This is a genomic window from Pseudomonas sp. MS646 (genome assembly GCF_036693845.1).
Taxonomy (GTDB): Bacteria; Pseudomonadota; Gammaproteobacteria; order Pseudomonadales; family Pseudomonadaceae; genus Aquipseudomonas; species Aquipseudomonas chlororaphis_E.
Genome location: NZ_CP144763.1, coordinates 2,668,950 through 2,689,298 on the forward strand (window position 1 = coordinate 2,668,950; position 20,349 = coordinate 2,689,298).

A 20,349-nucleotide genomic window follows, 5' to 3' on the forward strand; every position below is an offset into this window, starting at 1 on the left:
TCGCTGATGGCCACATGTTTTTCCTTGTAGTGGAATGCTCGCAACAAAGATTTTCTACGGCGCATGCATAGATTTAATCAGTCGTCCCATGGCCCGGCTTTGTTCCATCCTGCGAACTTGCGAGCCGATGCACTCCACGTTCCCGACCACCCGGCTCGCTGCAGGAGTGTCCTATGCTCACCGGAAAAACAGCCCTGATCACGGGCGGCAATTCAGGCATCGGCCTGGCAACGGCGCAGAAGTTGCTGGAGCAGGGCGCGCGCGTGGCGATCACCGGCCGCGATGCGGAGAAATTGGAACAGGCGCGCAGAGCGCTGGGCCCCGGCGTCATCACGGTGGTGGCGGATGTGCGATCACGCGAGCAACTGCGGCAGATGGCAGCGACCGTCGAGCAAGCGTTCGGCGGCCTGGACATCTTTTTCGCCAATGCCGGGGTGGCCTTTGGCACACCGTTGTCGAGCACCACCGAGGAGCGCTACGACGAACTCATGGACATCAATGTGAAAGGGGTCTTTTTCTCGGTGCAGGCCGTTGAGCCGATCATGCGTCCGGGGGGGGCGATCATCCTGTCTACGTCCTGGCTGAACCAGGTCGGTGCGCCAGGCCGGGCGTTGTTGTCTGCCTCCAAGGCTGCCGTGCGCAGCTTCGCGCGCACGCTTTCGGCCGAGTTGCTGGAACGACGCATCCGCGTCAACGCCGTCAGCCCTGGCGCCATTGAGACCCCCATTCATCATCAGCCCAATCAAAGCGTCGAAGCGTATCGCGCCTATGCCGAGCGTGTCGGTGCGCAAGCGCCCATCGGTCGCATGGGGCGGGCCGAGGAGATTGCCGCGGCAGTGCTGTTCCTGGCCAGTGATGCGTCCAGCTACATGCTGGGTGCCGAGATGGTCGTCGACGGGGGGCGGGCGCAATTGTGATGAAGCCGTTGATCAACGCAGACCACTCTCTCAGGTCCATCGTGCAGGGTGCCACGCAGCCGTGGGTCCGCAGTCCACTGGCAGGGGTGTACCGGCGGCCGCTGTATCGGGTCGGTGGTGAACAGGCAAGGGCCACCTCCTTGGTGCGGTATGCACCCGGCAGTGCATTCAGTGCGCACACCCATTGCGGCGGGGAAGAGTTCCTGGTGCTGGAGGGCGTCTTCGAGGATGAGCATGGTCGATACCCGGCGGGCACGTACGTGCGCAACCCTCCAGGTAGCCGGCATGCTCCCGGAGCAAGCGCTGGCTGCATGATCTTCGTGCGCTTGCGCCAGTTTCATCGCCAGGACCGGCAGCCACTTGTTGTGCTGCTTGATGCACGCGACGATCAACTGCTGTTCGAGAGCGAGTACGAACGTGTTTGCGCGCAACGCTATCCGGCAGACAGCCTTCATGTGCACGCCAACCCGCGGGGCTTGGAACTCCTGGTGCTGGAAGGCGAACTGCAGGGCGAGGACTTCACTTTGCAGCCCCTGGGCTGGATGCGCTTGCCGCCGGGCGAGCCTCTCGAAGCCAGGGCGGGCGCGCAAGGTGCCCGGGTCTGGCTCAAGGACGCTTCGCCTGATCTAGGCCTCTGAGGCCGCGCGCCCGGCCTCGGCGAGCAGCCAGTCCCTGAAGGCCTGGACCTTGGGCAGTTCACTGCATTCGGGACGGTACACCGCGTAGTAAGCCTGGGTCAGCGGGCAGTCGAGGCCCTTGTCCGCAAACGGCCGGATCAGCCGACCCGCCGCCAGGTCGTCGCGCACCATGACGCTGCGAGCGAGTGCCAGGCCCTGGCCGTCGATGGCCGCTTGCAGTACCGAAGCCGAATTGTTGATCCTCAGGCCGTGGTCGGACTTGATCTGGTTGAAACCGGAAGCGTCCAGCCACATGCGCCAGGTGGGATAGTCACGGTCGTTGGCCATGGACAGGTCGTGGATCAGCGTGCACTGCGCCAAGGCATCGGCTGCAAGACGGCCACCCTCAAGCAACGGGAAATCCGGCGAGCAGACCGGGAAGATCACTTCGTCCATCAAGTGCACGGCGGTGAGCCCCGGCCATTTCCCCGCGCCGTAGCGAACCCCCACGTCAATCTGCTCGACCTGGAAATCCACGGACCGGGCGTTCGTATCCAGCAGCACGTCCAGCGTCGGGTAGGCGTGTTGAAAGCGCTCGATCCGCGGCAGTAGCCATTTCGAGGCGAAGGCCGGGCTTACGGTGACGGTCAGCCCGGCATGCACGCTGGCGTCCTTCAACCGCGCAAGGCCTATGGACAAACGATCGAACCCTTCCCTGATATCCGGCAGGGCCGCGCGAGCGGCGTCAGTGATCATCAGGCGCGCCGAGCCGCTGCTCGAACGCATGAACAGGGCGATGCCCAGCCACGACTCGAGATTACGCACCTGTTGCCCAACGGCTGCGGGAGTGACATTGAGCTCGGCCGCGGCGGCCGAGAAACTCTGGTGTCGCGCTGCGGCCTCGAATGCACGGAGCGCGTTAAGGTAAGCGGGGCTGGTCATTGATAGTTTTTCTATTCCGGAAAACAAAATCTTCTGCGTTGTGACGTTGCGGGCTTCGGCGAAGAATGCACACCAAGGCCTCAGATAGATCCCTGAAAGATAGCAGAAACGGGGATTGATCCAAGGCCTTCGATTTTTATCCCTTGCGTCCAGTCAATGAGGAAATCCAGGCATGAAAAGTTTTTCTAACAAGGTCGCGATTGTGACCGGTGGTGGTTCGGGCATTGGCAAGGAGGTCGCCCAGCGTCTGGTCGAGGCCGGTGCCCGTGTGGTGATCGGTGGTCGTGACGCCGCCAAGCTCGCCCGGGTTGCCCGGGACATCGATGCGACCGGCCAGAATGTGCGCACCCTCGCGGGCGATATCGCCCAGCCGGCCACGGGCCAGGCGCTGGTGGATCTCGCGGTGAATGAGTTCGGCGGGGTGGATATTCTGATCAACAACGCCGGCATCTTCAGCCCCAAGCCCTTCCTTGAAGTGAAACCCCACGAGTACGACGCCTTCCTGGACATCATCCTCAAGGGCAAATTTTTCATGGCCCAGGCGGCCGCCAGGGCCATGCTCAAGCGCGGTGGCGGGGCGATTGTCCAGACCGGCTCGCTGTGGGCCATCCAGGCCATCGGGGCTACCCCGTCGGCGGCCTATTCCGCCGCTAACGCGGGTGTCCACGCGCTGACTCGCAACCTGGCCCTGGAACTGGCGAGCGCCAACATCCGCATCAATACCGTGGCCCCCGCAGTGGTCGAGACGCCGGTCTACGGCACCTTCATGGACGCTGATCAGGTCAAGGCGGTACTGCCGACCTTCAATGCTTTCCACCCGCTGGGCCGTAATGGCCAGCCAGCCGATGTGGCCGAGGCGATCCTGTTCCTCGCCTCGCAGGAAGCTTCGTGGATTACCGGCACCGTGCTGCCGGTCGATGGCGGCGTGACTGCCGGCCGCAACTGAAACAGGAGTCATTAGGAATGATGAACTGGAACGAGTATTTCGCCGGGTTGATGAACAACGTCGGTGAGTTTGCCAGGCTTGCCCCGGAAACCATGCGGGGCATGAGCGCACTGGGCAGTGCACCGGCCCGACACCTGGACCCGAAGATCCATGAGTTAATCGCGCTGTCGGTGGCGATCACTACCCGCTGCGACGGTTGCATCGCCTCTCACGTGCAAGCAGCACTCAAGCATGGGGCAACTCGTGAAGAAATTGCCGAGGCCTTGGGCGTTGCCATCTCGCTCAACGCCGGCGCGGCACTGACCTACACCGCACGGGTGTTCGACGCGGTGTCGGCGTTCGAGAAACACTGAAGCGGCGATGGGCGCCAATGGCGCCCTTCATCGCATTCCGAGGATCACCCATGACGACACAAAAGATTGCCATCGTTGGCGCCGGTCTGGCGGGTGTCTACGCCGCCTACCGCCTGCATGGCCTTGGCCTGGAATTCGAGCTGTTCGAAGCCCGCGATCGGCTGGGCGGAAGAATTCTCTCGACCGCCACTGGCGGCTTCGACCTCGGTCCGACCTGGTTCTGGCCGGACTGCCAGCCGCGCATGCACGCCCTGATGGCCGAGCTGGGATTGCCCGTGTTCCAGCAATACGAGCAAGGCGATGCATTGATAGAGCGCTGGGCCACCGAGCGAGTCCGCCGCGAAGGCTACCGCTCAGGCAACGTGTCCATGCGCATCCAGGGCGGAACGGCTCGCCTGGTGCAGGCGCTTGCCGCTTCATTGCCCAAGACACGCGTCCATCTGGCGGCTGTGGTGACGGGTGTAGCAAGGGTTGATGAACGCGTGCACCTGTCATTCTCCGACAAGCGTATCCATACCGCCGATTACACCCATCTCTGGCTGGCGCTGCCGCCTCGCCTGGGAAAAAACCTGCGCATGGTGCCCGCCCTGTCCGGGCAGGAAATGCAGCAGATGGCCAATGTCCCGACCTGGATGGCTTCCCACGCCAAGTACGTTGCGCGCTACGCCAAACCGTTTTGGCGGGAGCAGGGGCTGTCCGGTGATGCATTCAGCGGGGTGGGGCCGCTGGCTGAAATCCACGATGCCGGCACCGACCAGGGCGCTGCGCTGTTCGGTTTTTTGGGCATGGACGCAGCGCGGCGTAACGGTGTGGGCGCGTCGGCATTGAAAGCGCTATGCCGAGAGCAACTGGTACGCCTGTTTGGCGAAGAGGCGGCCGACCCGCTCGAGGACTTCTTCCATGACTGGGCAGCCGATCCATTCACCGCCACGCCGGACGATCAGGTTTCGCCGGGCTGGCACGGTCGACACGAGCTGCAATGTGCCCCCGACGCACCATGGAGCGAGGCTCTGCGCTGGATCGGCAGCGAGGCCGGTGGCGAGCAGGGCGGCTACATGGAGGGTGCGCTGGCGGCCGTCGACAAGGCATTGGATGAGGTGACGGGAGAGACAGGTGTCCGGCGACTTGGATCGCCTCACTGTTGATCCTGCGTCTCGCCGTGGCGAGGGCGCTTGCTCGCGCCGGGTTGTGAAGCCACCCTGAAAGCCATCCGCCAGATCCCGCGACGTGATAGGGTGCGCGGCTGTACACCCGGCGAGAGCAAGCGCCTTCGCCATGAGGATCGGCCGGTCAGTTGGCTGGCAATGATTTCCCGGAGCGCGAGCTGGTCCATGGCGGATAACCCTTACACCCTGTACAAACGCTTCCAGACCCCCGATCCGGCGCTTGGCCCACGGGAGCAGGCGCCGATGCTTGCCCAGGAGCAGGCGTGGTCGCGTGTGCATGCCTCTGGGCATCGCTTCAGCTGGATCGAGGTGTTGATGGCGCCGCTGTGCCTGGGGCCGTTTGTGGCGGGGTTGGGGGTGTTGCTCGGGCTGTGGCTCTATCAGTCACTGCTGGCGCCTGAACTGGATATCGACCGGGCCATCGGTGACTGGCATGGCTGGCTTGCGCTCGCAGCAGGACTGTTCATGGCTGCCTGGGTATTGCACAACTTTTGGCGCGACAGCCGCGATCCCACGCGGCGCTACTGGCAGACCATGCCGGATCGAGGCGTGGTCGAGCTTGAGCACCACACGCTGGTTTCTGGCATCAGCCTGTGGTCCAACGACTATGATCCCGACTGCAACACGCTGATGCAATGGACCCACGGCAAGCTCGAATGCGTGCACGACAGCGGCGTCGTGCAATGGGTCGTGGCCCGGACCGAGGCCGGTCACTGGCTGGTTCTCAAGGAGCAGTACCCGGGCAACTTCAGCTATGCAAGGGTCGGCACAAAACCGGCGCCTGACCGGCAGATGCACCCTTGCCAGCAAGTAGCGATCGCTTTTGCGCCCGGCACCCAGCTGTGCCTGGGGCGACGATTCAGTGGCGCGCCGCTGCCGTTGCTGGACACGGCGTATTGGCTGTCTGCCGATGAGCTCAAGCGCCTGGCTGACGCCGCCCATCATTGGCTTTTTTTCCCGCCGAACCGCTACGGCGTGGTCGATGCCGAGGAGGCCGGGTGGGTGCAGCGTCTGGTGAAGAAAGCGCAGGACAGTGTTGCCGCGACACCGTCTTCGGTTCCTGGCGAAACCTGAACACCAGCGGCGGGCGCTATAACCACGTGTTCACCACCCGCCGATCCAGCTCCTCCCAATCGGCCATGCCCAATACCCGCGTGGTGTTCAAGCCGCGCAGATAACCGCGCAACTGATGGGCGGTGGCGCGCACCAGCTCCGGGTCGGCCGGCTCTTTGTCCAGCAGGATCGTTTCGTACTGGACCAGGTAGTCGCTCACCCGGTCACGGAAATCCGGCAGTACAGCATCGCGGATCAGGTCAAACGTTCTCATGGACGGCCCTCATCGGTTTTTTTTTTCAGTGTTATTCGGTGCGCAGGGCACAGTGCGTTGCGCAACTATTGTTAGAAGTAATAGTGACCATCATCAAACGCAAGTTCTGCTTTGACGGCAATCATTGGAAAATCAGCGCCATCGAACACGCCGTCCACTTTTATTTTCAGGATTACACCGATGCGCCGTTTATTTTTACTGTCCATGGCGTTCGCCGCGTCGTTGCTCGCCGGGTGCGCCTCCGCCCCGAATGACCCGACCCTGACCCTGCAAACCAGCAAGACGCCAGCCCAATACGCCGAATGCGTCGTGCCCAAATTGCAGGACAGCGCGTTGAATCCACTGGTGTCGCAGACCCAGCGCAGCTACCGGATCGTGGTGCCGAGCAAAGTGTCGGCCGACAACGTGCTGGAAGCCTACAAGGCTGGAAACGGCGGCAAGGTGTTCATCTACGAGCGCCACTTGTTGGCCTCGAACCTGCTGCCGTCGAGTTTTGAACGCGCCGCGCAGGATTGCATCTGAGTCACAGAATCGCTCCACCGTGCTCCTTTGGTTGGCCGCAACCAACCAATTCCCTTGCCCCGCACCCTATTGGGCTGCGGGGCTTTTTTTTGTGCCGACTCCGAGAGGGTTTGACGACTGGCGCTGTAACCGGCATATTTTTGCTCGTTTGTGATTATTGTTGCTCGTTTATGCAGGTTTATTGCCATGACATCCACCCACGAAGCGTTTCCCGGTGAGCGCCAGCAACTGATCAGTGAACGCCTGGCCCGGTATGGCCGGGTGATCGCGGCTGACCTGGCCAGTGAATTCAATGTTTCCGAACACTCCATACGCCGCGACCTTGGCGCATTGGCAGCGGCGGGGGTGTGCAAGCGTGTCTACGGTGGCGCCATATTGTTGCCCGCCGCCGAACGACCGATGGACGTGCGCGTGCGGCAGGACCCGGCGCGCAAGGGCAGTCTCGGCCAGGCCGCGGCGTCGTTACTGCGCGCGGGCCAGCATGTGTTCATCGACGCCGGCTCGACCAACCTGGCCATTGCCTGCGCCATCGACCCTGGGTTGCGGTTGACCGTCGCCACCAATTCGCCGCTGATTGCGGTGCAGTTGATGAAGCTGCCCTGTGCCGAGGTGATTCTGTTGGGCGGACGGGTGAACCCGGTGGCCGGTGGCGTGATCGGGGTGACGGCGGTGCAGCAGTTGCGCCAGTTCAGTTTCGACCTGTGCTTTCTCGGTGCCTGCGCCATTGACCCGGACAACGGGGTCACGGCGTTCGGCCTGGACGACGCTGAGTTCAAGCGCGCGGTGGCGGCGGCCAGCGGCCAGTTGGTGACCGCCGTCACCAATGAAAAACTCTCCAGTGTCGCCCATTACCAGGTGGCTTCGTGCGAAGAGGTGACCGCCCTGGTGGTGGAGCATGATGCTCCGCGCGAGCGACTGGAACCGTTCTTTGGCAGGGTCTCCAATGTGGTGACGGCGATGGGTGCCCAGCGCTGAATGATTTGTCAAAGCGCTGGCGGCCCCATTGTCCAGCGCGGCAATTAGGGCTAGTTTGCTGCCCCTGGCACAAGTACAAAAAAATCAGGAGTCATTGATGCAACCGATTCGTCTCGCTCTGGTGGGCTACGGCAAGATTGCCCAGGATCAACATGTTCCAGCCATCCTCGCCAATCCCGCTTTCCAGCTGGTGTCCGTCGCCACGCAGGGGCAGCCTTGCGCCGGGGTCGAGAATTTCCGCTCCCTGGGTGACTTGCTCGCGAAGGGCCCGCAGGTCGATGCGATTGCCTTCTGCACGCCGCCCCAGGGGCGCTTCGCCCTGGTGCAAGAGGCCCTGGCGGCCGGCAAACATGTCCTGGTGGAAAAGCCACCTTGCGCCACGCTGGGCGAAGCCATGGCGCTGGTGGATCAAGCCCGCGAGCAAGGCGTCAGCGGCCTGTTCGCCTGGCACTCGCGTTACGCCCCCGGTATCGAGGTCGCCCGTGAATGGCTGGCCACCCGCACCCTGCAAAGCGTGCAGATCGACTGGAAGGAAGACGTGCGCAAATGGCACCCCGGCCAGGCCTGGATCTGGCAACCCGGTGGCTTGGGGGTCTTCGATCCGGGTATCAATGCCTTGTCCATTGCGACTCATCTGCTGGCGCTGCCGTTGTTCGTCGAATCTGCCGAGTTGCGCGTCCCGGACAACTGCCAGTCGCCCATCGCCGCCAGCCTCAGGATGTCCGATGCGCGGCGCCTGGATATCCGCGCGGAGTTCGACTTCGACCATGGCCATGATGAACTCTGGAGCATCGAGATTCGCTGCGCCGAAGGCACCTTGCGCCTGGACAACGGTGGGGCCGTGCTGAGTCTCGACGGCGTGCGCCAGGCGGTGGCCGATGAAGGGGAATATGCGGCGGTGTACCGGCATTTCCAGCAACTGATCGCGGACAAGGCCAGCGACATGGACCTGCAACCGCTGCGGTTGGTCGCGGACAGTTTCTTTGTCGGCAGCCGGACGCTGGTAGCGCCGTTCTACGATTGACATTGGCGCGTGGCGAGCGCGCTGCGTGACCGCTCCCTTTTTTGTGAGTGCTGCGCACTCCAACGGGAGCCAGCGCCCTCGCCACAGGTTCAGTGACGTTTCGTCAACGGCCTGCCAGCGGGTAGTGCTTGATACGGCACGGATGCTGGTTGCCATCGCCTTTGCAGACGCCATCGAGGTAGCGGTAGTCAACCCGCATCGACTGGCCCTTGGCAGGCCACTGGCGGCGGGGCAGTGTGCTCTGGTAGTCGGGGGTCTCAGGGATGAACCTGATCGTCGACCCTTGTTGTGGGCACTCCACCGTGGCTGACGCCGGGCTGGCCCGGGCGACCCTTGCTTCCAGCTGCGGATACGGCTTTTTCACCACCTCGACAATGTGCAGCTCCAGGCGGCAGATCTGCCAGGTGCCGGCGTGTGCCGGTGCGCACAGGGTCGAGAGCGCGGTCAGTGCCAGGGCACAGGCGGCTGTTTGTCTGCTCATGCTTGCCTTGCCTTCGATGTGAGGTCCAGGTCGTTCATGATCCTGGAGTGGGCGGCAAGGGTTCGATCAAAATCACCAATACCGGGAAACGCGTGGGATATCATGGCGGCTACCACTGTGGCTGTAGGGAAGGAAAATGACACTCAGGGTGATGGTAATCGGTGGTTATGGAAACTTCGGCAGTATCGTTTGCCGGCATCTGATCGTGACGCCGGGCATCGAGGTGGTGATCTCCGGGCGTGACCCGGACAAGTTACTGCGTAAGGCCGATGAGTTGAAAGCACAATCGGGCAACGTCTGTGAGCGTTGGTGTGGCGACGCCATGGGAGAAGGGTTCAGCACGGTCCTGGGAGAAATGAACATTGACCTGGTCATCCACACCGGCGGCCCCTTCCAGGGCCAATCCTATCGGATTGCCCAGAGTTGTATCGAGGCCGGCGTCCACTACTGCGACCTCTCGGACTGCCGCACCTTCGTCAACGGCATTGGCGTGCTCGACGCACAGGCCCGGCAAGCCGGCGTCGCGATCCTCAGTGGTTGCAGTTCGGTGCCGTCGCTGTCGGCTGCGTTGATCGATGAGCATCGGCATCGTTTCCAACGTATCGACTCGATCGAGCATGGCATTTCCTCGTCGGCCAAGATGCCGGGGCTGTCGACCATCGAGGGCGTCCTGGCCTACGCAGGCAAACCCATCAAGCAACTCAGGGATGGCCAGGTCCATGAGGTGTTGGGCTGGCAAGACCTGACGCTGCGCAGGATGCAGTCACTGGGCACACGGCTGCTGTCGAACGTCGACGTGCCGGACATGGACATTTTCGCCCATCGCTATGGCGCCCGGACCCTGAGTTTCAAGGCCGGTGCCGGGCTGAAGCTGGGCGGTGTCGCCAACGGCCTGCTGGCCCAGGCGATGAAAATGGGCTGGGTACGCGACCATCGCCCCTGGGCCGCCCGGTTGCATCGTTGGGGCACCTGGTTCGAACGCTTCGGCGACGGCAAGAGTGCCATGTACCTGGATGTCCGGGGTGTGGGTGTCGATGGGCGACCGTTGTCCCTGACCGTGCAACTGACGGCCTTGAACGACAAGGGGCCGGAGATCCCGAGTTGTGCCGCCGTGGCCCTGGCGACCAAGATCGCCCAGGGCTACAGGCCCGAACCCGGCGCCCGGGCGTGTGTCGGCGAGATCACGGTGGACGAGTACATGGCCGCCATCAACGACCCGGTCAACTTGTCGATCTCGGTGCACGTCGCCGATGGGCAGCGCTGAGCCATGCTCTATTTGGGCCTGAAGTACCTCCATGTCATCGCTGCCATTTTTCTGTTCGGGTTCGGCATGGGTTCCTACCTGTACCTGATTGCCGCCAGCCGCACGGCCAATCCGCAGGTCATCGCCCACGTGGCCCGGACGGTGGTGCGGTACGACGCCTGGATCACCACGCCGGCCGGCTTCATCCAGATTGCCACGGGGTATTGGCTGGTGAGCCTGGCTGGGCTTTCCCTGACCACGGGCTGGGTGCTCATCTCGCTGATCATCTTCCTTTGCGTGGGGATGCTCTGGCTGCCGGTATTGGTGCTGCAGAAGCGCCTGCAACACATGGCGTCGAGCGCAGCGGAGCGTGGGGAAGGGCTGGCGCAGGCCTACCGCCGGGTGTACCGGCAGTGGTTCTGGATGGGGGTTGCCGGGTTTTCCGGGATGTTCGTGATCGTGTCGATGATGGTGACCAAGATGACGCCGGGCGAGTGGGTCGGATTGTTTCTGCGCTAGCGCAAAAGCCTGAATAGGCCGACGGACTTGTGGCAGGTGTGCTGAAGGGTCACCGCTGAACCTGTGGGAGCGGGCTTGCCCGCGAAGGCGGCGGTCCATTCGACATCTGTGTGGCAGATGCACCGTTTTCGCGAGCAAGCCCGCTCCCACAGAAGGCCTTGTGGTGTGTCCAAAATAGAAAGGGTCACCGCTGAACCTGTGGGAGCGGGCTTGCCCGCGAAGGCGGCGGTCCATTCGACATCTGTGTGGCAGATGCACCGTTTTCGCGAGCAAGCTCGCTCCCACAGAAGGCCTTGTGGTGTGTCCAAAATAGAAAGGGTCACCGCTGAACCTGTGGGAGCGGGCTTGCCCGCGAAGGCGGCGGTCCATTCGATACCTGTGTGGCAGATGCACCGTTTTCGCGAGCAAGCTCGCTCCCACAGAATGTGTTGTGGTGTCTCCACAATAGAAGGGACACCGCTGGACTTGTGGGAGCGGGCTTGCCCGCGAAGGCGGCGGTCCATTCGACATCCCTGTGTCAGATACACCGCTTCGCGAGCAAGCTCCAACAGGGGGATTTCTGGGGCTTCAGCTTTGCTTGGAGCCTGCGCCAATCTGCCAGACATACGGCGGCTCGGTGCCGTTGATTTCCCAGTCGCCGAGGATGCGTTCCTTGTAGATCAGCGGGTTGTGCGAGGCGGCGGTGCGTGCGTTGCGCCAATGGCGGTCGAGGGCCTTGGTGGTGCTGGTGGCGGAGGCGCCAAGGGCGTTGAACAGGTCGCTGGTGGCGCGCAGGATCAGGTCGGCGATGACCACCTGGGCCTGGGCCGATTCCAGTTCGGCGGCGATGTTGGCGGTGTGTTCGGCCTCGGCGTCCTGGCTGAACCGGCTCTCGTAGGCCCGCTGAGCGGCGCTCGCCGCTCGCAGCGCGGTGGCTTCGGCGGCATAGACCTGGGCCGAGGCCTTGCCGATCACTTGTTGCACCTGGACGTCCTGGCTCACTGTGCTGGCGTTGCCGGTACTGAAAATTCGCGTGCGTGCGCGTACGTTTTCGGTGAAGTCATGGACCGCGGCACGGCCGGCACCGGCCTGCACCGCCAGCAGGACCAACTGGTAGAACGCGGTCTGGTACTTGAAGCGGGTGGAGAAGTCGATGATGTGTTCAGCCTCGACACAGGCCTGCTCGAAGACCGTGGTGCCGCTGCCGGTGGTGCGTTGGCCGAAGCCGTCCCAGTCGTCGCTCAGCTTGACGCCCGGTTGGTGCACGTGGACGGCGGCGATCACGTCGGTGCCGTCGTCATCGCGCTGGGCGTACACGTCGATCCAGTCGGCAAAGATGCTGCCGGTGCTGTAGTACTTGGTGCCGTTGACCTGCCATCGATCGCCATGACGGGACACCCGGGTGATGACGTCGCCGATCTTCACCGCGCCGATTTCAGTCCAGGCGTTGCCCACCAGGTCACCCTCGACGAAGCGCTTGAACCAGGTGTCTTGTGGCTCCGCCGCATGGGCATTGAGGCGATCCTCGACAAAGGCGAAATGTCCGCGCAAGGCCTGTGGCAGGTTGGAATCGGCTTCGGCCAGTTCGATCAGCAACTGCAACAGCTGCGGCAACGAGGCCCCGGCACCGCCATATTCGACCGGCACGCGCACGGCGCCAAAACCGGCCTCCTTCAGCCATTGCACCTGCTCAAAGGGCAGGCTGCGGGTTTGCTCACGCGCCAGCGCGCCGGCCTGGATGCGCACGAAGATCGGCCGGAATCGCTCGGCCAGGGCTTCATAGTCGCTACCGCTGGAAAGGGTCGGGGGCAGGTGTTGTTGCTGTGCAGTCATGGTGGTGTTCCTTCGATGGCGAGTAGGCGGGTGCCGGCCAACGGGGTGAGCGAGGAGGTCGTTCACTGACGGGCCGTGCTTGTCAGTGGCCATTGCACAGTCCATGCCCGTCGACCAACCCCCCATAAATGCGGGCCCTATTCGCGGTCGAGGGCAACGCGACTGTCCTCCCGCGAACAATCTGTTGCGCCACTGTGCGCCGGGCAACAGCCATCGCCCAGGCCTGTCGAGCGCCGGGTGTTCGTGGGGCAACAGTGGATCAACAGCTTGTCTGTCGAGCGACAGCGAGGTGATTCGTCAGGATGTGCTAACTGGCTGAATATAAAGAACATATTCAACTGGCACGGTTGCTGCTCTACACCTTGTGCAGACGCTGAAGGGGCGTCTACCGGCAAGGGATAACGGATGAGCAAGCAATTTAACGTGGTGGCGGTGTCCGGCAGTGTGCAGCAACCCTCGCGCACCCTGGCACTGGTCAAGGCACTGGTGGAAAGCCTGGGTCGGCAACGGCCGATCGAGGTACGCCTGATCGAGTTGGCGAAGGTCGGTCCGCAGTTCGCCGGGGTGTTGCGGCGCGAGGCCTTGCCCGCTGCCGTGCAGGCGGACCTGCAAGCCATTGAACGCGCCGATCTGCTGATCGCCGCGAGCCCTGTCTACCGGGCTTCCTACACCGGGCTGTTCAAGCACCTGTTCGACTTCGTGCATCACGAAGCCTTGAAGAACGTGCCGGTGCTGGTGGCCGCCACGGGAGGCTCCGAGCGCCATGCCTTGGTCATCGATCACCAGTTGCGGCCATTGTTTGGGTTCTTCCAGGCCCTGACCTTACCGGTGGGGGTCTATGCCTCTGAAACGGATTTCAGCCATTACCGAATCGCCAGCGCACAACTGCTGGAACGCATCGAGCGCGCGGCCGAGGCCGCGTCCCTCAGCCTTGCCGTGGATGTGCGGCGCAACGCCAGCGCCGCCTGACAACCGCTTTCTTTCTATGAGCCGTGGAGTACATGCAATGAGCCAGGACACAATCAAGTTCGCCTACTGGGTGCCCAACGTCAGCGGTGGGCTGGTGGTCAGCAAGATCGAACAACGCACCGATTGGGGCATCGACTACAACCGCAAGCTGGCGCAGATCGCCGAAGCGGCGGGGTTCGACTACGCGTTGTCCCAGGTCCGTTTCACCGCCGGCTACGGGGCCGAATACCAGCATGAGTCCGTGGCGTTCAGTCACGCCCTGCTGGCCGCCACCACACGCCTGAAAGTCATCGCCGCGGTGCTACCGGGGCCATGGACGCCGTCGGTGCTGGCCAAGCAGATTGCGACCATCGACCACCTGACCGGCGGCCGCGTGGCGATCAACGTGGTGTCCGGCTGGTTCAAGGGGGAGTTCACCGCCATCGGTGAGCCGTGGCTGGAGCATGACGAGCGCTACCGGCGTTCCGAAGAATTCATCACCGCCCTCAAGGGCATCTGGACCACCGACAACTTCACCTTTCGCGGTGACTTCTACCGCTTCCACGACTACACCCTCAAGCCGAAACCGTTGCAACAGCACCCGGAAATCTTCCAGGGCGGCAGCTCTCGCGCCGCGCGGGACATGGCCGCGCGCGTGTCCGACTGGTACTTCACCAATGGCAATACCGTGGAAGGCGTCAAGGCCCAGATCGATGACCTGCGGGCCAAAGCCGCCGCCAACCAGCACACGGTCAAGGTCGGGGTGAACGCATTCGTCATCGCCCGCGACACCGAGGAGGAAGCCCGTGCGGTACTCGCGCAGATCATCGAGCAGGCTGACCCGGAGGCAGTGAACGCCTTTGGCGACGCGGCCAAGCAGGCCGGCAAGTCGAGCCCGGAAGGCGAGGGCAACTGGGCCAAGTCCAGTTTCGAGGACCTGGTGCAGTACAACGATGGCTTCAAGACCAACCTGATCGGCACGCCACAGCAGATCGCCGAACGCATCGTCGCGCTCAAGGCCGTGGGGGTCGACCTGGTGCTCGCCGGCTTCCTGCACTTCCAGGAAGAGGTCGAATATTTCGGGCGCAAGGTCTTGCCGCTGGTGCGTGAACTGGAACAACGCAAGGCCGCCACCCGAACGGCGGCGGTGGCGTAGGCGCGGAGGCGAACATGGGGACGCTCACCGGTACACACGACGACTCGCCGTCCAGTTTGCACCAGTGGTTGCAGCGCCAGGCGCGGCGGCATGGTGCCGACGTCGCCCTGCGCCACAAGCACCTGGGCATCTGGCAGGTGCGGACCTGGGGCCAATTGGCCGACGAGGTGCAGCGCCTGGCCGCGGCCTTGCAGGCTCGGGGGTTCTCGGTGGGCGCGACGCTGACGATCATCAGCCGGCCCCGCCCGCAAGCGCTGCTCGCGGCCTTGGCTGCGCAATGGCTGGGTGGCGTGGCGAGCCTGTTCGATCCACTGGAACCGGCGCCTGAGCAGACGCAGTTGCTCGGCGCCCTGCAACCGGATTTCGTCCTGGTGGAGGGCGCCGAGGAAATCCTGCGCCTGCAAGCGGCATCGGTAACGGCGCAGGTATTGGTGTACCTCGATCCGCGCGGGCTGCCCCAGGCCCTGCCAGCGGTGCAGGCGTTGGATTACGCGACGCTGGTGGCCCACCAGTCGACTGCCAGTCAGGCGCCGCCCACGTACGCTCAGCCAACGGCCTTCGTGTTCTTTCGCCAAGGTGCGCAGGGCCCTGAGCAGCAATGTCTCAGCCACGCCGAACTGTTGCAGGACGGCGAACGCCTGGTGACGCGTGAAGCCCTCGGGCGGCAGGACGAAGCGCTGGCTGCCCGTGCGTTTGCCTCGGGCGGACAAGCCCGCTACTTGTTGGCGCCATGGCTGGTGGCGGGTTTTTGCCTGAATTTTCCTGAGAGCCTGGCCACCCGTGATCGTGACCGGCGCGAGCTGGGCCCGACGCTGGTGGCCGGGACGCGGGACACCTACGAGCGCTTGCACGGGTACGTGCTGGAGCGCTTGCCCAAGCCTGGTGGCTGGGCGCGCAGGCTGGTGGATTGGGCGTTGGCGCCAGCGCCAGGCGTGTTGCAACGGCAGTTGGGAGGCTGGTTGGTCCGCCGGCCATTGCGCGACGTGCTCGGGTTTACCCGTACCCGCATTCCGTTGGTCGTGGGGGAAGCCTTGCGGCCCGAGACCCAGGCGTTTTTCCAGCGCTTGGGGATCCAGGTTCGCCACTGGGGTGATGTCCCTCATTGGCAAGCACCGCCAACCCCTGTGGAACTGACTCCCGATGATTGGCGCGAGCGCCAGTCGCAACTGGCTTGAGGGGCCGCGCCGATGACAAACCCTGTCGCCACGCATGTGCTGGAACTGGAACATATTTCGTTGTCATTCAAGGGCGTCAAAGCCGTCACCGACATCAGTTTCCGAGTAGCCACGGGTGAAATCTGCGCCCTGATCGGGCCCAACGGGGCCGGCAAGAGTTCGTTGTTGAACGTCATCAGTGGCGTCTACCAGGCCCAGGCCGGGTGCATCCGCTTCGACCACCAGGAGCGGCGCAGCATGCGCGCTCGCGACGTGGCGGTACGCGGCATTGCCCGGACGTTCCAGAACATTGCGCTGTTCAAGGGCATGAGCGTGCTCGACAACGTGCTCACCGGGCGTCACCTCAAGCGTCGCAGCAGCTGGATCGAACAAGCCCTGCGCATCGGCCGGGCGCGGGACGAGGACGATCGGCAGCGCGAAGCGGCAGAGCGGGTGATCGAGTTCCTTCACTTGCAGCCGTGGCGCGACGTGCTGGTCGGCACCTTGCCCTACGGCTTGCAGAAGCGGGTGGAACTGGCTCGCGCCCTGGCGGCGGAGCCTCGGCTGTTGCTGCTGGATGAACCCATGGCCGGGATGAATGCCGACGAGAAGCAGCAGATGAGCCGGTTCATCGTCGACATCAACCGTGAGCTGGGCACCACCGTGGTGTTGATCGAGCACGACATCGGCGTCGTCATGGACATCAGCCACCACGTGGTGGTGCTGGACTACGGTCGCAAGGTCGGTGACGGCACGCCCGACGCGGTACGGCAGAACCCCGAGGTCATTTCGGCCTACCTGGGCACTCGCCACTGACATTCACTATTGGAGGCTTTCCCGACCGGGAAGGCAGGCAAGTTGTGCCCGCAGAACAGGAACAGGCATGGAATTTTTCTTTGAAGTATTGATTGGCGGGTTGCTGGCAGGGGTGATGTACGCCCTGGTCGCCATCGGCTTCGTGCTGATCTACAAGGCCTCCGGGGTGTTCAATTTTGCCCAGGGCGCCATGGTGCTGTTTTCCGCGCTGACCTTCGTCAGCCTCCTGGAGCGCGGCGTGCCTTTCTGGCTGGCGTTCCTCATCAGCCTGGCGGCGATGGTGATCATCGCCGTGGCGGTGGAGCGCGTGGTGCTGCGCCCGCTGGTCAACCGTTCGCCCATCACGCTGTTCATGGCCACCCTCGGGCTGTCCTACGTCATCGAAGGCTTCGCCCAGGCGCTGTGGGGCGCGCAGGTGCATGGCCTGGAACTGGGCATCAGCGACGAGCCGCTGGAACTGGGCGGGCTGTTGCTGTCGCAGTTCGACCTGTTCGCCGCACTGACGGCGGCGTCGCTGGTGCTGGTGCTGTCGTGGCTGTTCAACCGCACCCGGCTGGGCCTGGCGCTGCGAGCGGTGGCCGATGATCCGCTGGCGGCCCTGGCCGTGGGGATCCGCTTGCAGCGCGTGTGGGTGGTGGTGTGGTCGGTGGCGGGGTTTGTCGGGCTGGTCGCCGGCCTGCTCTGGGGCGCTCGCCTGGGGGTGCAGTTTTCGCTGTCGCTGGTGGTGCTCAAGGCGTTGCCGGTGCTGATCATCGGCGGCTTCACGTCCATTAGCGGCGCGATTGTCGGCGGGCTGATCATCGGTGCCTCGGAAAAACTGGCGGAGGTGTACCTCGGACCGGTGATCGGCAGCGGTATCGAGAACTGGTTCCCCTACGTGCTGGCGCTGCTGTTTCTGTTGGTGCGTCCGGCGGGGTTGTTTGGCGAACGTGCCATCGAGCGAGTCTAGAAGGGGAAAGCAGCATGTTCTATCGAGAAGCCGGCCAGTTCACAACGCGCTATGCCGAAGGCCGCCGTGTCTTCGCCCTGCGCCAGGATCGCCACGGGCTCGTCGCCTTGCTGCTGGTGGCTTTCATCGGCGTGCCCTGGCTCGGCAACGACTATTGGCTCAGCGCGATCCTGATTCCGTTCCTGGTGCTGTCCCTGGCCGGCCTGGGGCTGAACCTGCTGACCGGTTACGCCGGGCAGCTGTCGCTCGGTTCCGCGGCGTTCATGGCGGTGGGGGCCTTTGCCACCTACAACCTGGAAATACGCGTCAGCGCCTTGCCATTGCTGGTCAGTATCGCCCTGGGTGGCTTGACGGCGGCACTGGTGGCGGTGGTGTTCGGCTTGCCCAGCCTGCGCATCAAGGGCTTCTATCTGCTGGTCTCGACCCTGGCGGCGCAGTTTTTCGTGACCTGGGCGCTGACCCGCTATAGCTGGTTTTCCAACAACAGCGCCTCGGGCGTCATCAGCGCGCCGCCGCTGAGCGTGTTCGGCTGGAACCTGGACGCCCCGGCCGGGCGCTACCTGCTCACCCTGAGTGTGGTGGTGGCGTTGTTCTGGCTGGGCAAGAACCTGGTGCGCAGCGAACTGGGGCGCAGTTGGATGGCGGTGCGCGACATGGACGCCGCTGCTGCGGTCATCGGGATTCCATTGGCGAAGACCAAATTGCTGGCCTTCGCCATCAGCGGATTTTTCCTCGGGGTGGCCGGTGCGCTCTGGGCCTTCGCGTACCTGGGCACGGTGGAGCCCCATGGGTTCGATCTCAATCGTTCGTTCCAGATCCTGTTCATCATCATTATCGGCGGCCTCGGCAGCTTGCTGGGCAACTTCCTCGGCGCCGCGTTCATCGTCCTGTTTCCCATCCTGCTCTCGAACCTGGCGGCGCTGCTGCCCGGCGGGCTGATCGACGCCGGCCAGGTAGAGAACCTGCAGAAGATGATCTTTGGCGCCCTGATCATCCTGTTCCTGATCAAGGAACCAGAAGGCCTGGCGCGCCTCTGGCGGCGCTTGCGCGAACGCGCGCGGCGATGGCCGCTGCGCTACTGAAGGACGTGCACCTACCCATTTTCGCAGTGACTGATACCTACAAGGAAAACCCGATGTTCAAACGATCACTCGCCAGCCAACTGGCATTGGCGCTCAGCCTCACCGTCGCGGCCTTCACTGTCCAGGCGGACAACGAGCAGTACTTCCCGCTGCAAAGCTATCGCGTCGGCCCTTACGCGGCCGGTGGGAGCGGTTTTTTCGGCGGCTTTATCGACTACCTCAAGTACGTCAATGCCAACGGCGGCGTGAACGGCGTCAAGCTGACCTGGAGCGAATGCGAAACCGAGTACGTGGTGGAAAAAGGCGTCGAATGCTACGAGCGCCTGAAGAAAGGCTTGAACGGCGCGCCGGCAGCGGCGACCAACCCGTTATCGGTGGGCATCGCCTACGCCACGCTGGAACGTTCGACAGCCGACAAACTGCCGCTGATCACCATCAACCACGGGCGCACGGATTCCACCGACGGCAGCGTGTTCCCGTACGTTTTCCCGTTGCAGTTGAACCCGTATTCCGAGGTGTCGGCGATCATCAACTACATCGGTCAGCGGGCCGGTGGGCTGGACAAGCTCAAGGGTTTGAAGATCGTCACCCTGTACCACGGCTCGCCTTACGGCAAGGAAACCAACGAGGTCTTGCAGACCCTGGCCGACAAGTACGGCTTTGCGTTGACCCTGCTGGAAGTGCCGCACCCGGGCAACGAACAGCAATCGCAATGGCTGAACATCCGCCGGGAAAAACCCGATTGGGTGATCCTGCGCGGCTGGGGCGTGATGAACCCGGTGGCGTTGAAGACCGCGCAGAAAGTCGGTTTCCCGGCCGATCACATCATCGGCAATATCTGGAGCAACTCCGAGGATGACGCCGCGCCAGCCGGTGCCGCCGCCAAGGGCTTCATCGCCATCACCACGCACCCTTCGGGCACTGACTTCCCGGTCCTGCAGGGCATCAAGCAACAAGTGGTCGACGCAGGTCACGGCGACCTGGCCGACCCCAAGCGGTTCGGCACCGTGTATTACAACCTGGGCGTGGTCAACGGCATCCTCAACGTCGAAGCCGTGCGCATCGCCCAGGAGAAGTTCGGCAAGCAGCCGTTGACCGGTGAGCAAGTGCGCTGGGGCTTCGAGCACCTCAAGCTCGACGACGCCCGGCTCAAGGAATTGGGAGCGCTAGGGCTGGTGCAGCCGTTGCAATTGTCGTGCTCGGACCATGAAGGCGGTGGCGCGGTGCGCTTCCAGCAATGGGACGGCAGCCAATGGAAGCTGATCAGTGACTGGGTGCAGGCCGACCGCGCCTTGCTGCGGCCGATCATCGAAGCATCGTCCCATCAGTACGCCCGGGAAAAGGGCCTGACCCCGCGTGATTGCAGCAAGGAATCCTGAGGCATCAAGGCGATCAGCGCA

General features: G+C 63.5%; 22 protein-coding genes. 18 read left to right on the top strand and 4 right to left on the bottom strand.

All coding sequences use genetic code 11. The annotated features are described in order from the left end of the window. Positions 1-173: 173 nt before the first annotated feature. Positions 174-917 carry an SDR family oxidoreductase gene (locus V3H56_RS11770; RefSeq protein ID WP_047735425.1) on the top strand — a complete coding sequence of 248 codons (744 nt, stop codon included), beginning with the start codon at positions 174-176 and terminating at the stop codon, positions 915-917. Further along, on the top strand, positions 917-1,555 hold the full coding sequence (locus V3H56_RS11775; protein ID WP_052497376.1) for a cupin domain-containing protein: 639 nt from the start codon (positions 917-919) through the stop codon (positions 1,553-1,555). The genes V3H56_RS11770 and V3H56_RS11775 overlap by 1 nt, the downstream gene beginning before the upstream one ends. On the opposite strand, the gene gcvA is transcribed toward V3H56_RS11775, so the two are convergent. Continuing rightward, positions 1,544-2,476 (bottom strand): transcriptional regulator GcvA, encoded by a 933-nt coding sequence (gcvA, locus tag V3H56_RS11780; protein ID WP_338474677.1) that lies wholly within the window; start codon positions 2,474-2,476, stop codon positions 1,544-1,546. The genes V3H56_RS11775 and gcvA overlap by 12 nt on opposite strands. A 172-nt stretch (positions 2,477-2,648) precedes the next feature. Here gcvA and V3H56_RS11785 point away from each other — a divergent pair, with 172 nt between their 5' ends. The 4 genes from V3H56_RS11785 to V3H56_RS11800 all read left to right on the top strand — a co-directional run bounded on the left by V3H56_RS11785 (position 2,649) and on the right by V3H56_RS11800 (position 6,015). Beyond that, on the top strand, positions 2,649-3,422 hold the full coding sequence (locus V3H56_RS11785; RefSeq protein WP_338474678.1) for an SDR family NAD(P)-dependent oxidoreductase: 774 nt from the start codon (positions 2,649-2,651) through the stop codon (positions 3,420-3,422). A gap of 17 nt (positions 3,423-3,439) precedes the next feature. Beyond that, positions 3,440-3,775, top strand: a complete 336-nt coding sequence (locus V3H56_RS11790; protein ID WP_042730161.1) for a carboxymuconolactone decarboxylase family protein — start codon at positions 3,440-3,442, stop codon at positions 3,773-3,775. Positions 3,776-3,825: 50 nt separating this feature from the next. Beyond that, positions 3,826-4,920: an FAD-dependent oxidoreductase gene (locus V3H56_RS11795; RefSeq protein WP_053144919.1), complete on the top strand. Its 1,095-nt coding sequence runs from the start codon at positions 3,826-3,828 to the stop codon at positions 4,918-4,920. A gap of 186 nt (positions 4,921-5,106) precedes the next feature. Next, positions 5,107-6,015 (top strand): hypothetical protein, encoded by a 909-nt coding sequence (locus tag V3H56_RS11800; protein WP_047735419.1) that lies wholly within the window; start codon positions 5,107-5,109, stop codon positions 6,013-6,015. Between the two features lie 16 nt (positions 6,016-6,031). Here the strand turns inward: V3H56_RS11800 and V3H56_RS11805 are convergent, their stop codons facing one another. Further along, positions 6,032-6,268, bottom strand: coding sequence for a hypothetical protein (locus V3H56_RS11805; RefSeq protein WP_042732773.1), 237 nt, complete (start codon positions 6,266-6,268; stop codon positions 6,032-6,034). Between the two features lie 180 nt (positions 6,269-6,448). Between V3H56_RS11805 and V3H56_RS11810 the strand changes: the two genes are divergently transcribed. The 3 genes from V3H56_RS11810 to V3H56_RS11820 all read left to right on the top strand — a co-directional run bounded on the left by V3H56_RS11810 (position 6,449) and on the right by V3H56_RS11820 (position 8,789). Continuing rightward, complete coding sequence (locus V3H56_RS11810; protein WP_042732772.1) at positions 6,449-6,790, top strand: lipoprotein; 342 nt, start codon at positions 6,449-6,451, stop codon at positions 6,788-6,790. A 186-nt stretch (positions 6,791-6,976) separates the two neighbouring features. Continuing rightward, the gene (locus V3H56_RS11815; RefSeq protein WP_123578083.1) at positions 6,977-7,765 is read left to right on the top strand and encodes a DeoR/GlpR family DNA-binding transcription regulator; all 789 of its coding nucleotides are present in this window, start codon (positions 6,977-6,979) and stop codon (positions 7,763-7,765) included. Positions 7,766-7,862: 97 nt separating this feature from the next. Continuing rightward, positions 7,863-8,789: a Gfo/Idh/MocA family oxidoreductase gene (locus V3H56_RS11820; RefSeq protein ID WP_053144917.1), complete on the top strand. Its 927-nt coding sequence runs from the start codon at positions 7,863-7,865 to the stop codon at positions 8,787-8,789. Positions 8,790-8,892: 103 nt separating this feature from the next. On the opposite strand, the gene V3H56_RS11825 is transcribed toward V3H56_RS11820, so the two are convergent. Then, complete coding sequence (locus V3H56_RS11825) at positions 8,893-9,270, bottom strand: hypothetical protein (RefSeq protein WP_123578084.1); 378 nt, start codon at positions 9,268-9,270, stop codon at positions 8,893-8,895. A 136-nt stretch (positions 9,271-9,406) separates the two neighbouring features. On the opposite strand from V3H56_RS11825, the gene V3H56_RS11830 reads away from it, so the two are divergent. After that, on the top strand, positions 9,407-10,534 hold the full coding sequence (locus V3H56_RS11830; RefSeq protein WP_123578085.1) for a saccharopine dehydrogenase NADP-binding domain-containing protein: 1,128 nt from the start codon (positions 9,407-9,409) through the stop codon (positions 10,532-10,534). A 3-nt stretch (positions 10,535-10,537) separates the two neighbouring features. Further along, complete coding sequence (locus V3H56_RS11835; RefSeq protein WP_123578086.1) at positions 10,538-11,032, top strand: DUF2269 domain-containing protein; 495 nt, start codon at positions 10,538-10,540, stop codon at positions 11,030-11,032. A gap of 567 nt (positions 11,033-11,599) precedes the next feature. Here the strand turns inward: V3H56_RS11835 and V3H56_RS11840 are convergent. Beyond that, complete coding sequence (locus V3H56_RS11840) at positions 11,600-12,844, bottom strand: acyl-CoA dehydrogenase family protein (protein ID WP_123578087.1); 1,245 nt, start codon at positions 12,842-12,844, stop codon at positions 11,600-11,602. Positions 12,845-13,249: 405 nt separating this feature from the next. Between V3H56_RS11840 and msuE the strand changes: the two genes are divergently transcribed. From msuE to V3H56_RS11875, 7 genes are all read left to right on the top strand, one after another. Then, positions 13,250-13,813 carry an FMN reductase gene (msuE, locus tag V3H56_RS11845; protein WP_123578088.1) on the top strand — a complete coding sequence of 188 codons (564 nt, stop codon included), beginning with the start codon at positions 13,250-13,252 and terminating at the stop codon, positions 13,811-13,813. Between the two features lie 37 nt (positions 13,814-13,850). Beyond that, positions 13,851-14,948 (top strand): dimethylsulfone monooxygenase SfnG, encoded by a 1,098-nt coding sequence (gene sfnG / locus V3H56_RS11850; RefSeq protein WP_042732304.1) that lies wholly within the window; start codon positions 13,851-13,853, stop codon positions 14,946-14,948. 14 nt (positions 14,949-14,962) lie between these two features. Further along, on the top strand, positions 14,963-16,123 hold the full coding sequence (locus tag V3H56_RS11855) for an AMP-binding protein (protein ID WP_123578089.1): 1,161 nt from the start codon (positions 14,963-14,965) through the stop codon (positions 16,121-16,123). 12 nt (positions 16,124-16,135) lie between these two features. Next, the gene (locus V3H56_RS11860) at positions 16,136-16,918 is read left to right on the top strand and encodes an ABC transporter ATP-binding protein (protein WP_042730248.1); all 783 of its coding nucleotides are present in this window, start codon (positions 16,136-16,138) and stop codon (positions 16,916-16,918) included. A 67-nt stretch (positions 16,919-16,985) separates the two neighbouring features. Next, positions 16,986-17,867, top strand: coding sequence for a branched-chain amino acid ABC transporter permease (locus tag V3H56_RS11865; RefSeq protein ID WP_042730249.1), 882 nt, complete (start codon positions 16,986-16,988; stop codon positions 17,865-17,867). A 14-nt stretch (positions 17,868-17,881) separates the two neighbouring features. Further along, on the top strand, positions 17,882-18,949 hold the full coding sequence (locus tag V3H56_RS11870; RefSeq protein ID WP_123578090.1) for a branched-chain amino acid ABC transporter permease: 1,068 nt from the start codon (positions 17,882-17,884) through the stop codon (positions 18,947-18,949). Positions 18,950-19,002: 53 nt separating this feature from the next. Continuing rightward, a complete protein-coding gene (locus V3H56_RS11875) occupies positions 19,003-20,328 on the top strand; it encodes an ABC transporter substrate-binding protein (protein ID WP_047737951.1) in 1,326 nt (441 codons plus the stop codon). Positions 20,329-20,349: the final 21 nt, after the last annotated feature.